Annotated in this window: 10 protein-coding genes; 7 read left to right on the top strand and 3 right to left on the bottom strand. The window is 55.0% G+C overall.

Going from position 1 to position 14,560, the window contains the following annotated elements; genetic code table 11:
* The first annotated feature begins 5 nt into the window (after window positions 1–5).
* Both G6R38_RS16170 and G6R38_RS16165 read left to right on the top strand, forming a co-directional pair.
* Window positions 6–434, top strand: a complete 429-nt coding sequence (locus G6R38_RS16170; protein WP_166827937.1) for a carboxypeptidase-like regulatory domain-containing protein — start codon at window positions 6–8, stop codon at window positions 432–434.
* 154 nt (window positions 435–588) lie between these two features.
* Window positions 589–1,509: a DUF1559 domain-containing protein gene (locus tag G6R38_RS16165; protein WP_166827934.1), complete on the top strand. Its 921-nt coding sequence runs from the start codon at window positions 589–591 to the stop codon at window positions 1,507–1,509.
* Between the two features lie 180 nt (window positions 1,510–1,689).
* Here G6R38_RS16165 and G6R38_RS16160 read toward each other — a convergent pair whose 3' ends face one another.
* The 3 genes from G6R38_RS16160 to G6R38_RS16150 all read right to left on the bottom strand — a co-directional run bounded on the left by G6R38_RS16160 (window position 1,690) and on the right by G6R38_RS16150 (window position 7,541).
* Window positions 1,690–2,718: a YheT family hydrolase gene (locus G6R38_RS16160; protein ID WP_166827932.1), complete on the bottom strand. Its 1,029-nt coding sequence runs from the start codon at window positions 2,716–2,718 to the stop codon at window positions 1,690–1,692.
* A gap of 212 nt (window positions 2,719–2,930) precedes the next feature.
* Entirely contained in the window at window positions 2,931–3,851 is a 921-nt protein-coding gene (locus G6R38_RS16155) for an ATP-binding response regulator (protein ID WP_166827928.1), read from the bottom strand.
* An 87-nt stretch (window positions 3,852–3,938) separates the two neighbouring features.
* Entirely contained in the window at window positions 3,939–7,541 is a 3,603-nt protein-coding gene (locus tag G6R38_RS16150; RefSeq protein ID WP_166827925.1) for a PAS domain S-box protein, read from the bottom strand.
* A gap of 376 nt (window positions 7,542–7,917) precedes the next feature.
* Between G6R38_RS16150 and G6R38_RS16145 the strand changes: the two genes are divergently transcribed.
* The 5 genes from G6R38_RS16145 (at window position 7,918) to gnd (ending at window position 14,533) form a co-directional block, all read left to right on the top strand.
* Window positions 7,918–8,319 (top strand): helix-turn-helix transcriptional regulator, encoded by a 402-nt coding sequence (locus tag G6R38_RS16145; protein WP_166827922.1) that lies wholly within the window; start codon window positions 7,918–7,920, stop codon window positions 8,317–8,319.
* 122 nt (window positions 8,320–8,441) lie between these two features.
* On the top strand, window positions 8,442–9,737 hold the full coding sequence (locus tag G6R38_RS16140; protein ID WP_206028611.1) for a diphosphate--fructose-6-phosphate 1-phosphotransferase: 1,296 nt from the start codon (window positions 8,442–8,444) through the stop codon (window positions 9,735–9,737).
* Between the two features lie 233 nt (window positions 9,738–9,970).
* On the top strand, window positions 9,971–10,855 hold the full coding sequence (locus G6R38_RS16135; protein ID WP_166827919.1) for an HAD family hydrolase: 885 nt from the start codon (window positions 9,971–9,973) through the stop codon (window positions 10,853–10,855).
* Between the two features lie 116 nt (window positions 10,856–10,971).
* Window positions 10,972–12,930 carry an alpha/beta hydrolase family protein gene (locus G6R38_RS16130; RefSeq protein ID WP_166827916.1) on the top strand — a complete coding sequence of 653 codons (1,959 nt, stop codon included), beginning with the start codon at window positions 10,972–10,974 and terminating at the stop codon, window positions 12,928–12,930.
* A gap of 133 nt (window positions 12,931–13,063) precedes the next feature.
* Window positions 13,064–14,533, top strand: a complete 1,470-nt coding sequence (gene gnd, locus G6R38_RS16125) for a decarboxylating NADP(+)-dependent phosphogluconate dehydrogenase (RefSeq protein WP_166827913.1) — start codon at window positions 13,064–13,066, stop codon at window positions 14,531–14,533.
* The last annotated feature ends 27 nt before the right edge of the window (window positions 14,534–14,560 follow it).

The following is a 14,560-nucleotide window of genomic DNA, read 5'->3' as shown; positions in this document are numbered from 1 at the left end:
CTTCAATGAATTCACTTACGTTGCTGAATCAACTTGCGTGTGCCTGTTTGTTGTGCATTTCAGCCACTTTGGTTGGTTGTGGCTCTGATGATCCGTTGAACCGACAAGCTGTGTCTGGAATGGTTTCTCTTAAGGGTGAACCCTTAGATACCGGTTCGATCTCCTTCGAGCCCAAAGGCGACGGAACTACCGTTGGAGGCGGAGCGACCATCACAGACGGCAACTTCGAAATCAAGCAGGAACGTGGGCTTCCGCCTGGCACTTACCTTGTTCGCGTTTTCAGTGCCGACGAACAGGGCGAGAAGATCGAAATGCCAGGGGAATCGCGAAAACTCGCGCCTGACCGTATTCCACCGGAATGGAACGCCGCCAGCGAGCAAACGATTGAAGTCAAAGACGGCGACCAGAACCATTTCGAACTCAAAATTCCGTAGTCCAACGGGCCAACCCACGCTCACGCTTTGAGTGAGCAATTGATGAAAACGTTAAGTCTCAAGTGGGAATCCCCACTTTGGAATTCCAGTCTCTTTGTCTCTTCCAGTATTTCACTTGGCTTGGATTCTTCGTTTCTTTTGGAAAGGGTTGAACATGAAAAACGTTTCTACTTCAACACGTCGCGGGTTTACGTTGATCGAATTGTTGGTGGTGATTGCCATCATCGCTATCCTAATTGCCCTCCTGCTTCCTGCGGTGCAACAGGCCCGTGAGGCAGCCCGGCGAACCCAGTGCAAGAACAACCTAAAACAAATTGGAATTGGGCTTCACAACTACCACGACACCTTCGAGAAATTCCCCGTCGGCACGTATGGCTGTTGCTGGGGGACTTGGCAAGTCGCCTTGTTGCCACAGATTGAACAAGGCAACTTGTATGACCTGTACAACCATACTAACAAGTACGGAGCTGGGCAGTACCGGTATGGCGGATCAGAAAATACCGATGTCACGACCAAGCGAATTCCGAGCTTGACTTGCCCCAGTGACCAGGAGAACACCCCGATCGGAGACATCACCTCCCACAACTACGCGGCCAACTACGGGAATACGGGGTACGCACAGCAATCCACGCTCAATGGTGTGACCTTCGGCGGGGCTCCGTTTGCGTATTTCGCAAATGGGTCGAACAAGGTGTACGGTTTGCGGGACATTCTCGACGGCACGACAAACACATTGCTCGTCGCGGAAGTCTTGCAAGGCAAGGGCAGCGACTTACGCGGGTTCACTTGGTGGGGGGATGCATCGAGCTTTTCGACGTATCTCGCACCGAACTCATCGCAACCGGATACGATTTACTCGTCCAGTTACTGCAACAACCAGCCGAATTTGAATCTACCGTGTACGACTTCCTCTAGCAGTAATCCGACTATGTTCGGGTCTCGCAGCCGACACCCTGGTGGTGTCCAGGTTGTGCTTTGTGACGGCTCGGCTCGGTTCATTTCCGAAAACGTGGATTTGGATACGTGGCGTGGCTTGGGAACCACACAAGGTTCCGAGGTTCTCGGCGAGTTCTAGACCGCATTGCAGGGTTTCTCTGTCTGCAAGGGCCCTGAAACAGCGTGTCTTGCCTGGTCTCTGTGAGGCAGAACTCGCAACGAAGATAAGAATCCCACGGTAAGCGTTTTGGAGATTTCAGACGCCTAAACACAGGTTGTCACGTCAGAATGACGTTGGCAACCTGTGTTCTTTTGCAGTCTACGCTGCTCGACGGACGCGGGTCTCGACGGCAACCCGCGCGAGTGTCCACTCGACGATTCGCCATTCCATCCATCGAAAGTCGCCGTCATCGTTGCTTCGGCTCAGAAAGCCGAGATGGCCTCCGCCTCGTGTAACGTGGACGTGAACAGAGCTTGACCGTTGGTAGCGATCAAACAGCGAGACGGGAACGATTGGGTCGTCATCGGATGTGATAACGAGGGTGGGAGATTGAATCCGGCTGAGGCTGGGGCCGGCTCCGCTGGACTGATAATAAGATGCCAAAGAACTAAAACCGCGGACGGTTCTGGTGTATTCGTCGTCCAACTGTTCCAAATCACGCGGCCGCCATGCTGAATTTTTGATTTTTTCTGGAAGAATCATGTGGGGGCGTTCACAGATTTGCTGCCAGAGCTTGCGGACGAAGAATCGGTTGTAGAGTCGATTTTTCCATGTCGCCAACCGCTCCGCCGCTGCTTTCAGGCAGATGGCCGGGTTGACGCAGACGGCTCCAGCGACGGTTGAGGGAAGTTCGTTGGGGTGATCGCCCAGGGTTTTGAGCACCGCATTGCCACCGAGTGAGTAACCGATCAAAACGACTGGAGAGCCGCCACACTGCTTGGAGACGTACCGGACTACGGCCAGCACGTCGGGTGAGCATCCGGCATAGTACGGTAGTTTCGCAAGTTCGGCTCCGGCCCCGGCCGCACGAAGATCCATGCGAAAGGTGCGAACGCCTCGATCATTGAGCTTGCTAGCGGTCCGCACCATGTAGCCGCTCTGATGACAACCGGCCAAACCGTGAACAAGGACGGCCACCGCATCACCGGGCTGCCAATTTTCGGGTGTGTCATCATGCAGCACAACGGTGTCGCCGTCGCTCACGGAGACGTGGTGCTGCTCGGCGGTGTATTCGTGTCGTCCATGTGGAAGCAGGTTGGCCACGATTGTCTGCAAATGGCCGTTGCGTAAGAAGGGATGGGACCGGAACGCTGGGAACGCAACGGACGATGCATCAAACGGCAGCATGGCAAGCGATCGAAAGAAGGAACCAAATTGGAATTTGTCAGAGCGCGGCTTGTATATTCGCAATCGGTCCAGCAAAGCGATTCGCTTGAGAAAGCCCTCGCGAAGGGATGCACCCTACCCAACCGGTCCAATCGGGGCGGTGCTTATATCCGGATGAGGCATCGAGAACAAGATGGGATTTTTAGCCGCGTCCCTATCTTAATAACGTGGTCTCAACTACTTGCGGTCGCGAGAACCGGTGCTTCCGCACACTGGCGACGCTTGACCATAGTGACTTCGTTGCCGGTTGGGTTGAAGGTAATGTCGTCCATGAACGTTTGCATCAAAAGCAACCCTCGACCGCAGGGACGTTCGATGTTGGCCGGGTCGGTTGGGTCCGGTAGGCTCGACGGGTCGAACCCGGGGCCTTCGTCACGGATTTTGTAGATGGACTGCTCTTTGGTGATTTCCGCATGAACATAGATTTTGCGATCTTTGTACGGTGACACCTGGGCCCGCGATTCAGCAGTTTCGTAGTAGAGGGAATGATCCTGTTCACGCAGTTCGGAACTCACTTCCAAGTTTCCGTGGTAGTAGGCGTTCAACAACGCCTCTTCCAATGCCACGCCTGTCCGAAGAAGTTCGGATTCTTCCGGGGATCGCATGCGGCTGACGATGTCTTGAAGGTATCCAACGACGGCGGGAATTAAAGTCAGATCGTTTTCGATTTCGAACGCGGTGGTGCTCATGGTCATGCGGTTCATCAACCGGGAACCAGACCGTGATTCCGACGAAATCTGCAAAACGCGATCAATCGTCGGGCGGAGGTCTCGCACGAGTTTCCGCTTGGGGACGTAATTCGCCGCCCCGCGTTGCAGGGCCTGCACCGCGACCTCTTCGCTGCCCTTATTGGTCATGAGCAAAACAGGGATCAGCGGGTAGTCGACACGGATACGGTCCACCAATTGGAGACCGTTCATTCCCGGCATTTGCAGGTCGGTCAGGACAAGATCTGGAACATGAAGCTCCATCTGTTCCAACGCAGTTTCACCGTCGCTCGCGAAGAGGACTTTCCATTCCGGATTCTTGCGGAGCACGCCAGCGGCGAGTCGGCGATCGGTTTCCGAATCGTCAACGACCAGGATGTGTGTCATCAGTGCATCTCCCAGATTTGCTCCGCCGCGATTACATCGTCATGTTGGGCGTCAATGTTGCATTCGGTGAAGCGTCTCTTTGGCAATCTATGTCTTGCCGAGGCCGTCCGGGGCGTTCATCATCCGGCTGATCTCGGAGAGTGTTTCTTGTAGTTCACTCGACAGGCGTTGAAGCACTTCAGACGCCTGATCGAGTTGTTCGTTTTTTCCCATCATTTCCAACTCCTCCGCGGTCGCCATGACATCGGGTTCGCCGAAAATTCGGAGTGCGCCTTTAATTGTATGGGCCGCACGTTGCAAAGTCACTGTGTCGGCGTTGGCCAAGGCTTGTTCCGCCTCGGTGATTTTTTCCGGTCCTTCGATCAGAAACGCATCAAGGACGGCCCACAGAAGTTCATCATCTTGGTCGACACTGTCCAACGCGAATTTCCAGTCCAAACGGTTCTCCGGATTTCCGTTTTCGTCGGCGATGTTCGATGTGTGCGAAGACGATGTTGCTGGCGTACGGGTGAGTTCGACGGTGTCGTCGCGTGTTGGCATCAGTTCGATCATCTTCCAGATGGTCTCATGGAGTTTCCGAGCACGAACCGGTTTGGCGACGTATGCATCCATGCCTGCGGAAAGACACAGTTCTTGATCACCTTTCATCGCGTGGGCTGTCATGGCGATGATCGGCGTGTGGTAGCTGCCGGACTCCGCTTCCCGATTTCGGATCGCTCGGGTCGCTTTCAGGCCGTCCATTTCCGGCATTTGCACATCCATCAGGACCAGATCAAAGGGGTGGTTGTGCGGTAGCAAGTCCAACGCCTCGCGACCATTGTTGGCGACGGTAACCTTGTGTCCCCATTTCTTCAGTACGCCAACAGCTAACTTTTGATTGGCGATGCTGTCTTCGGCGAGCAACACGTTCAGTGGTGGATGATCTTCCAAGGCGCGTGCTTTTGAGATTTCCCGTTCATCTTCCGGAGCGATCACGCCCATCGCTGAGATGATGGCGTCGAATAACTCCGACTGCTTGATCGGCTTCATCAGGTAAGCCGCTGCCCCTAAGTTTTCACAGCGGAGGACATCTCCCGGACGATCGCCCGAGGTGAGCATCATAATGACAGTGCTACCCAGTTCGGTATCATCCTTGATTCTCTTGGCCAGTTGGAAGCCATCGACATCGGGCATGTTGACGTCGGATAGGACCAGACCGAACGAATTGCCATCCTGGTGTGCTTCGCGGATGGCGTCGATTGCCTCGTCGGCACCGGTCACGCAGACGGGTTTCATGTCCCAATTGCTGACCATTTCCTGAAGGATCAGTCGATTGGTGTCGTTGTCGTCCACGATCAGGACTCGTGTGCCACCGACCATAGCCGGCATGCGATCGCGGGATCGATCACGTTCGGGAACCATGTCGAATTGGGCAGTGAACGTAAATGTGCTGCCCTGCCCGACCTCACTGGTGACAGAGATTTTTCCGCCCATCAAGTCGACCAGTCGGGAGGAGATTGTTAACCCCAATCCCGTACCACCAAATCGGCGTGTGGTTGATGTGTCGGCTTGTTCAAACGCTTCGAAGATGGATTTCATCTTCTTCTTCGGGATGCCGATTCCGGTGTCGCGAACGCTGAATTGCAACTTCTGTTTCGGTTGGGCGTTTGACTGCGAATCGGATTGGTCGCTAGCGGTGACATCCAGCACGACTTCCCCGTTGTCGGTGAATTTGATCGCGTTGCCGACCAGATTGACAATGATCTGCCGAAGCCGAGTCGGATCGCCGCGGTAGGTGTCGTGAAGGTCGACATCGACATGAAATGCAATTTCGATCCCCTTGCGATGAGCCCGCAACGCCAGGGATTTCATGGTATCGCCGAGGCATTCTCGAAGACTGAACTCCGTGCGTTCCAAGTCGAGTTTACCGGCTTCGATCTTGGAAAAGTCGAGAATGTCGTTGAGCAGCGATAACAATGCCTCGCCAGACTCCCAAACCGTTGAGAGATAATCGCGTTGAGCCGGTGTCAGTGATGTGTCCAAGACGAGTTCGGTCATGCCAATGATTGCGTTCATCGGCGTGCGGATCTCGTGACTCATGTTGGCGAGGAAATCACTCTTTGCCCGGTTGGCGGCTTCAGCGGCTTCCTTCGCCTCACGGAGGGCTTCGGCGGCCATTTGTTGCCGAGTGATGTCGGTGGAAATCCCGAAAGTCCCGATGATCCGCCCTGCATGGTCATACAACGGGAGTTTCGTCGTCGATGCCCACGTAACGCTGCCGTCGTTCCAGACTTCTTTCTCTTCTTTCGAGAGAATCGGTTCGCCGGTTTCCATCACCTTTCGTTCATCGGCCAACGCTTCCTCGGCGTGGATTGGTGAGAAGAAATCCGCATCGGTCTTGCCTTCCGCATCGCGCGGGTGCTTCAGACCGAATCGCTCGGCGAGAGCCCGACTGACGCGTGTGAACCGACTGGCACGATCTTTGAAGTAGATATGATCGGGCAGGTTGTTCATCAACGAATGCAGCAAGTACCGCTCGTGATTGAGGGCTTGTTCCGCCTTTTTTCGTTCGGTGATGTCGCGGATGAAGAAGATGAACACCGGTTGGCCTTGCAGCGAACTGGCTTGCATCGCCATCTCAGCGATGAATCGCTCGCCGGTCTTGCGAATTGCCGATTGCTCGACTCGTTGCCCCATCAACGAACCCTCGCCGCGACCGCTGGCGTATTGATTCGTGTTCGCTTTCTGACGCTCTTGCGACTCTGGTGGGAACAACAGCTCGTGAATGTCCTGGCCGATGGCTTCTTCTTTGGTCCATCCGAAGGTGCGAGCGGCCGCGGGGTTGAACTCGACGATTTTCCCTTCGGCATCGGCGGTGACGATGCAATCTAATGTGCTGTTGACGATGGCTCGCAGCCGGGTTTCGCTTTCCTTGAGCGATTCCTCAGCTTGCTTCCGGTCGGTCACATCCCAGAACATCCCCTGCAAACCGACCACTTCCCCGTCCGCATTCAATACGGGGCTTTTTAGCACATGCACGAAAAGGTCCGGACCATCGGTCCGGCGATGCCGCTCGACATCCTCCAGAACGATTCCTTCGGACATAATGCGGCTGTCGTCGTTGGTGTATTTCTCGGCCAACTCTCGTGGGAAAAGGTCGAAATCCGTCTTTCCGATGAGTTCCTTCGCGGGACGCTTCATCGTTTTGCAGTACAAGCCATTCACGAAGGTCAGTTTGCCATTGCGATCCTTGCGAATCACATTGATCGGCAGGCTCTCGAGCAATGAGCGATACTCGGCTTCGTTGTCGCGTAGGGCATCGACGGCTTGACGACGGTCCGTGACATCGGTGATCGAACCAAAGATATAGAAACCGTGTTCCGTGCGAATCGGGTTGAATTCCACCTCGGCATGAAATGGCTCGCCGTGGTAGGTGAGCACGTCAATTTCGCGTCCTCCCGCCAGAGAATCGCAGTGCTCTTCGAGCTTGGTTTCGTCGATGTCGTCGCCAAAGTGAGACCACAAATTGGGCAAAAGATTCGTGGCCGGTTGACCGATGAGTGATTGGGCTTCGTGCTTGAAGAGTTTCTCCAAACACTTGTTGACGAGGACCAGTCGCCCTTCGCGATCGAGCACCAAAATGGGCTGCGGTATCGCGTCAGCCATCTGGCGGAACAAGCTTAACGCGACTTCAGGATCGGTGACGGCCATTGGAGATCCATTGCCTACCTGAACCGGCAAGCCGGGCAGGAAATCGGATGGAATTGTTGGTCAACTGTGAGAAATCGTGTGAACGCATTGAGATCGAATTCGTCGGTCCGAATGGCCGACCTCACTTCAGCGTACACCCCACAACGTCACGATGCAACAATTCCCAGTTTTCCCAGCTTGAAAAGAGCGGAACGCTGTCCCTCAAATCACGAGAGTTTATGAAGACGGCGAAACCGATCGAACACACACGCATTGCCCAGCCAAATGAATTTACTTTGTTTATGCTGGATAAGTATGCGGTGTGTTGACGATGCTGTTTGCCTTCGATACGCTCTCGCACATTGCTCAGCTTCCGTCTCTAACTTGTTAGCGAATTGTGAATTACAAGCCTGTTCCGCTACCGAATCTCACGCATTTGCAAGCCCTCGTTTGTTGGGCGTTGCATTCGCCGTATTGGGAAAGCTTGACGGTTCGCGAACTGCTCGGCTTGTTGCAGGAACACGGAGCCAATCTCAGTGAGTCGGCGTTCTATCAGTTGATGCAACGCATGGAGACTGCTGGATTGGTGGAAACGGAAGTCGAATTGCCGCGACGGTTCCGCAAACGGATGCAGTCCCGACGTTACTGCCTGACGCGTTTGGGACGCGAGGAACTGACACGCACAATGGAATTCTACGAATGCCACCGCGAACACCCACGGCGGTTCTTTCACGCGGGCATGCAAGTCTCGCTATTGACCGAAGACGACTGGAACGGCGACCGAGCCGTCAAACCATAACGAATTGAAGATACGCCAGTGCCACGGCTTTGTAAGCCGTGCCAAGCGATTCACATATGGAAAGCACGGCTCACGGAGCCGTGGCACACATCAGTTACTGACAAGAATCGAGGAGATCAAACGTGCCGAAGAACATGATTGTGGCTCAATCCGGTGGGCCATCGCCTGTGATTAACAACACGCTTCGTGGAATTGTCGAGACGGCTCGGCAGATGGATGAAATCGGCACCGTCTACGCTGGTTGGCATGGAATCGAAGGCGTTCTCAAAGAAGAACTGCTCGATCTCTCCGCTCAATGTCCGGAAGAGATCGCCCTGCTCCGCACGACTCCCGCCGCCGGTTCGATCGGGACTTGCCGGTACAAATTGAAGGAAGGTCAGAACGAAGACTTCGATCGCGTGATGGAAGTTTTCAAAGCCCACGATGTCGGCTACTTCTGCTACATCGGCGGGAACGACTCGATGGATACCGCCAACAAAGTTGCCAACATGGCTCGCGAACGTGGCATGGATGTATGCGGCATCGGCGGACCGAAGACGATCGACAACGATGTCGGCGACAGCGAGTTCAAACTCGTCGACCACACGCCCGGTTACGGTTCGACTGCACGGTATTGGGCTCACTACGTGCAACAATCGAACGAAGAGAACAACGGTTCCTGTCCGGCTGACCCCGTGTTGGTGTTACAGGCAATGGGCCGAAAGATCGGTTACATCCCCGCCGCCGCTCGGTTGGGCGATCCAAACCGCGAAATGCCGCTGCAGATCTATCTCGCCGAACGCAAGGTCACGCTCGATCAAATTCGCGAGAACATCAACTCCAGCCTCAAAGAGCACGGCCGGGCGATCGTGGTGGTCAGCGAAGGGCTCGAAATCGAAGGACTCAAGATTCCTGAGGAATTTATCGTCCGCGATTCCTTCGGTCATGCGATGCTCTCATCGAGCAAGATCACGATTGCTCAAATGCTGACCAACGCATTGAACGAAGAGAAACTCCCCGTCAAAGGAGCCGCTCGCTGCAATGTGCCGGGAACGCACCAACGCAACGATATGGCCTACGCATCGACGGTCGACTTGGAAGAGTCTTACTACGTCGGTCAGAAAGCCGCGTTGTTGGCTGGTGCCGGTGAGCATGGTTACATGGCGACGATTCTGCGAGCCGACTGGGACAACTACCAACCACGTTACGACAAAGCTCCGCTGAGCGAAGTCGCCGAAAAAGATCGTAAGTTCCCCAGTCACTGGATCAGCGAAGACGGCACCGACGTGACCGACGAGTACGTCAAATATGCCCGTCCGCTCATCGGGGACAACTGGATTTCCGTCCCAATGATTGACGGCCGCATCCGCTTTGCTCGGCTCAAGAAGATCTTCGCCGATCAAAAGCTTGATAAATACGTGCCACAGAGCGACCGCTAAAAACTGGTGGGATAGGGCAGACATTCCCATCCGCCCTGAACCAGCCCGCCATAACAAATTCAGAATTTGTAGGGCCGGCTGTGCCTGACGAATCCTCTGGAGATGAGCGACGCACTACTGAATACCAAACCGGATCGAATGATGGTGCGTTACGACGCACCCTCCGAAAACTTCAGGCAGACAGAGATGTCTGCACCACCGAAAATACCCGACCCAAACAGGATTCCAAACCGATGTCCGATAACCCACTGAACGATGGCTTTGCCAAGAAGAACGAATTTCTCATCGGGATCGATTCCGATGGCTGTGCTTTCGACACGATGGAAATTAAGCACAAAGAGTGCTTCATTCCGAACACCGTGAAATACTTCGATTTGCAACCGTGCTCGAAGTTCGCTCGAGAAGCGGCGGAGTTCGTGAACTTGTACTCCAAATGGCGTGGCATCAACCGTTTCCCCGCGTTGACCATGACGCTCGACCTGCTGGAAGAATGGCCGGACGTGCAACGACGCGGCGTCAAAATTCCAAAGCTGCAAGGCGTGCGGGATTGGATCGAACGCGAAACGAAACTCGGCAACCCAGCACTGAAAGCCGAAGTCGAAAAAACCAACGATCCCGACTTGAAACGGGCTCTGGATTGGTCGGTTGCTGTCAACGAGATGGTCGCTGACATGGTGCACGGCGTCTCTCCGTTCCCAAACGTCCGTGAATCGTTGCAGAAGTTGGCCCCGGTCGCTGACATGATTGTCTGCTCCGCCACTCCGAATGCGGCTCTGAAGCAAGAGTGGGACGAGCACGGCATTTCGGAATTCGTTGAAGCGATCTGTGGTCAAGAAGCCGGAAGCAAGAAGGAAACCCTCGGCCAAGCCAAAGACATGGGCTACGAAGACGGCAAGGTTTTGATGATCGGGGATGCTCCCGGCGATATGAAAGCCGCCAAGGCTGTCGGGGCTCTGTTCTATCCAATCAATCCCGGCAATGAGGAAGCCAGTTGGGAACGATTCTTCAATGAATCTTGTGACAAGTTTCTCAATGGCGAGTATGCTGGCGATTACGAGAAAGCCCTGATCGCCGAATTCGACGAATACCTCCCGGAAATTCCGCCTTGGAAGAAGTAGGCGGATTGCAACCGACGTTCCTGAGGAGTTGTTCTTCCCGGTGGTAGGGTGATCCCGCATAATGAGTTTGGTTTTGTTCCCAAGTCAATGCGTTGCAATCGGGGAGGACGCTCCGGATGTCGATTCACGTCCAGTGCCGCAAGTGCGGTCGCGATTACGAGATTAAAGAGAAATTCGCCGGCCGCACCCTGCCCTGTAAGGAATGTGGTGCCAAATTCCGCGTTCCTGAGGAAGCTGCGGAAGACTTTGCCGATGACGACTTCGACGATATGTTCGGGGAGGACACTTCCAGCCCGTCTCGTCGCAGTCGTTCGTCGCGGTCTTCGTCGCGAACGACCGCATCGTCAGGTAGTTCCGCAGGTCGCAGACGCACGCGATCGGCCGACGATGCTCCCCCGCGGTCATCACGGTCTGGAACCCGTTCTCGAAGCTCTTCCCGTTCCCGCCGTTCCAAGTCTGCACCTCCGCCAGCCGACGTCTTCGATGGCGATAAATTTCGCTACACCGCCGTCGGTGTGATTGCGGTGATGATCATTCTGTCGGGCATCTGGTGGGCCATGACTGTGGCTTCCATGAAGAACGGTGGCGGGAACGGCAATGGAAATGCGAACGGGAACTTTGCCGCTGAAAGTGGTAGCGGGGGCTTATTCCCGGTCGGTAGTGTCGCCGTTCCTCAATTTCCGCCGCTGCCTGCGGGTGGTCAGCGATTGCCGTCCGGTGTGACCGTCTACAACGTGGGAATGAATCAAACCCGCGTCCCCGGCGGTGCGATGCAGATGCGGATCTATCTTCCGCCGGGACAACACGCGCCCGGTTCGCTGGGGTGTGTTCTTGTGGCTCCGGCTGGATCGAACCTCTTGTGCGGCAACGGCTTGGACGATTCTAGCTATCACGACGAAACTGAACCATACGCCAAAGCCGGGTTTGCGGTGATCATGTACTCCATCGACGGCGGGATCGCGGATTTGGAATCCGCCACCGATTTGGAAATCTCCGAAGCGTACGGCGAATTCAAGGATGCTTACGCCGGTGTTGTGAATGGTCGGAATGCGTTGGAGTTCGCGTTGGCTCGGCTTCCTCAAGTGAATCCGAAAGCCATTTTTTCGGCCGGTCATAGTTCGGCAGGAACGCTCTCCTTATTATTGGCCGAACACGAACCACGACTCGCCGGTAGCATTGCATATGCACCAGCAACAGATGTGATGGCTCGGTTGGGCGAGGTCGCCAGCAATCCGTTAACGGCCTCGATTCTGCCTGGGATTGCCGAGTTCCTTCCTCGCAGTTCGCCGAAGACGCATGCCGCTCAGCTGAACTGCCCGACGTTCTTGTTCCATGCACGTGACGACAGCAACGAGCCATACGTCACGACGGAACAGTTTGCGAATCAGTTGCGTTCGCTCGGAAAAGATGTCTCGTTGAAACTTGTGAACACCGGGGATCATTATCAATCGATGATCGATGAAGGCATCCCATCCGGGATACAGTGGTTGCGACAAATGGCACCTTCGGCAACCGCACCATCGAAACCGTCCACTCCGGTCGTTCAGACAAAGCCTGTCGACCCGATGCCGCGAGAACCCAAGCCGCCGAAGGAAACGAAGCCAGAACCTCCGCAAACCGTTGCGAAAACGGAACCCAAACCGCCGCAACCTCAGCCAAGCCCGACGGTGCAACCGCGACCGCAGCCAGGCCCTGTAACACGGCCACCGATCCCAATGCGAACACGACCGGGAGCCACGCCTCCTTCGGCGACTCCCGGAAATGGTTCGACTCCAAGACCGAGCCGACCTTTGCCTGAACGTGATATGGGGCCCAAAATTCCTCCAGGGATGTCAGCCGTTGTATTCAACGTCAAAGGCTATGAGGGGAATATCAACCCGTATTTCGCCATGCAAAGAGCCTTCATCCGAGAACAATGGGTCCGTCGTCCGCTGATTCGGTGGGAAGCTAAGCGATCGCGGATTGTCGTTGCGATTCGCGGAGACGACGCAAATACCGCCAACGCCGAAGCTGCATTGAAAAAGGCCGGATTCGAACTTGGCGCCGTCGAACGTCTAGAAACCGAACAGCCGTAACGCTCGATTAACACACTGACCAAAGACCACGAACACTATTCCTCAATCTATTTGCGATGCTTCCAAATCTGGCGTGATTCGCTAGAGTGGGGCGACAACAGACGATACTGCTTTTTCAGAGAGACCAACGAACATGGCACAACACGATATCGGACTCATCGGCCTGGCCGTCATGGGGCAAAATCTTGTCCTCAATATGGCGAACAATGGATATTCCGTCGGCGTTTACAATCGGACTCAAGCAACCACCGATGATTTCGTTGGCGGGTTGAAAGATCGCCCGGAAGATGTCGTCCATGAAGGCACCGCCGATCGGGTGGTTGGCTATGATTCCGTGGAAGGGTTGCTCAAAGACCTGAAGAGCCCACGCCGGGTGATGATCATGGTCAAAGCTGGTGGCCCTGTCGATGCGGTCATCGATCAACTCAAGCCGTTGCTCGATCCCGGTGACATCATCATCGACGGTGGTAACTCCGACTACGCAGACACCAACCGCCGTTACAAAGAGCTCAAAGAAGCCGGTTTGCGGTTCCTCGGCACGGGCGTTTCTGGCGGTGAGGAAGGTGCTCTCAAAGGCCCAAGCATCATGCCCGGTGGTGACCCCGAGGCGTGGCCGTTCGTCAAAGACATTCTGCAGAAGATCTCCGCCAAAGTCGGCGAAAACAACGACATTCCCTGCTGTGATTGGGTCGGCGAAGCTGGTGCCGGTCACTATGTGAAGATGGTTCACAACGGGATCGAGTATGGCGACATGCAGCTGATCTGCGAAGCCTACTATATCCTTAAACACGCTCTCGGCCTGAGCAACGACGAACTCTACCACGTCTTCAAAGACTGGAACGAGAGTGAACTCGAGAGTTATCTCATCGAAATCACGCGGGACATCTTCACCGTCAAAGATCCGGAAACGGGCAACGATCTCGTCGACCAAGTCCTCGACACCGCCAAGCAAAAAGGCACCGGCAAATGGATGAGCCAACACGCGCTCGACCTCGGTGTGCCCACGACTTTGATCACTGAAGCGGTCTACGCCCGCTGTTTGTCAGCTCAGAAAGACGCTCGCGTCCGAGCTTCGAAAGTGTTGTCCGGACCGGACGGCCAATACCAGGGTGACAAGAAGCAGTTCATCGAAGATGTTCGTCAAGCGTTGTACGCTTCGAAGTTGGTGAGCTACGCCCAAGGCTATGTGCAACTCGACGCTGCCGCCGAAGAGTTCGGTTGGGAACTCAACAACGGTAGCATCGCCCTGCTCTGGCGTGGCGGTTGCATTATTCGGTCCCGGTTCTTGCAAGACATCAAAGCCGCGTTCGACAAAGAACCGAACTTGGAAAACCTGTTGCTCGATGATTTCTTCAAGAAAGCTATCGACGAAGCCCAACCCAGTTGGCGACGAGTGGTCGCCGCCGCCGTGGAACTCGGCTTGCCAGTCCCAGGATTTGCCGCCGCGTTGTCTTACTATGACGGTTATCGTCGCGATCGGTTGCCAGCGAACTTGCTGCAATCACAACGTGACTACTTTGGTGCTCACACCTACGAACGCATCGACAAACCTCGTGGCGAAACCTTCCACACCGACTGGATTCGCGAACGCAATTTGAGCTAGTCGACCGTTTGAACACGATCTCTATCA

Source organism: Thalassoroseus pseudoceratinae (assembly GCF_011634775.1).
Taxonomy (GTDB): domain Bacteria; phylum Planctomycetota; class Planctomycetia; order Planctomycetales; family Planctomycetaceae; genus Thalassoroseus; species Thalassoroseus pseudoceratinae.
This window is presented reverse-complemented; position numbering and strand designations above follow the sequence as displayed.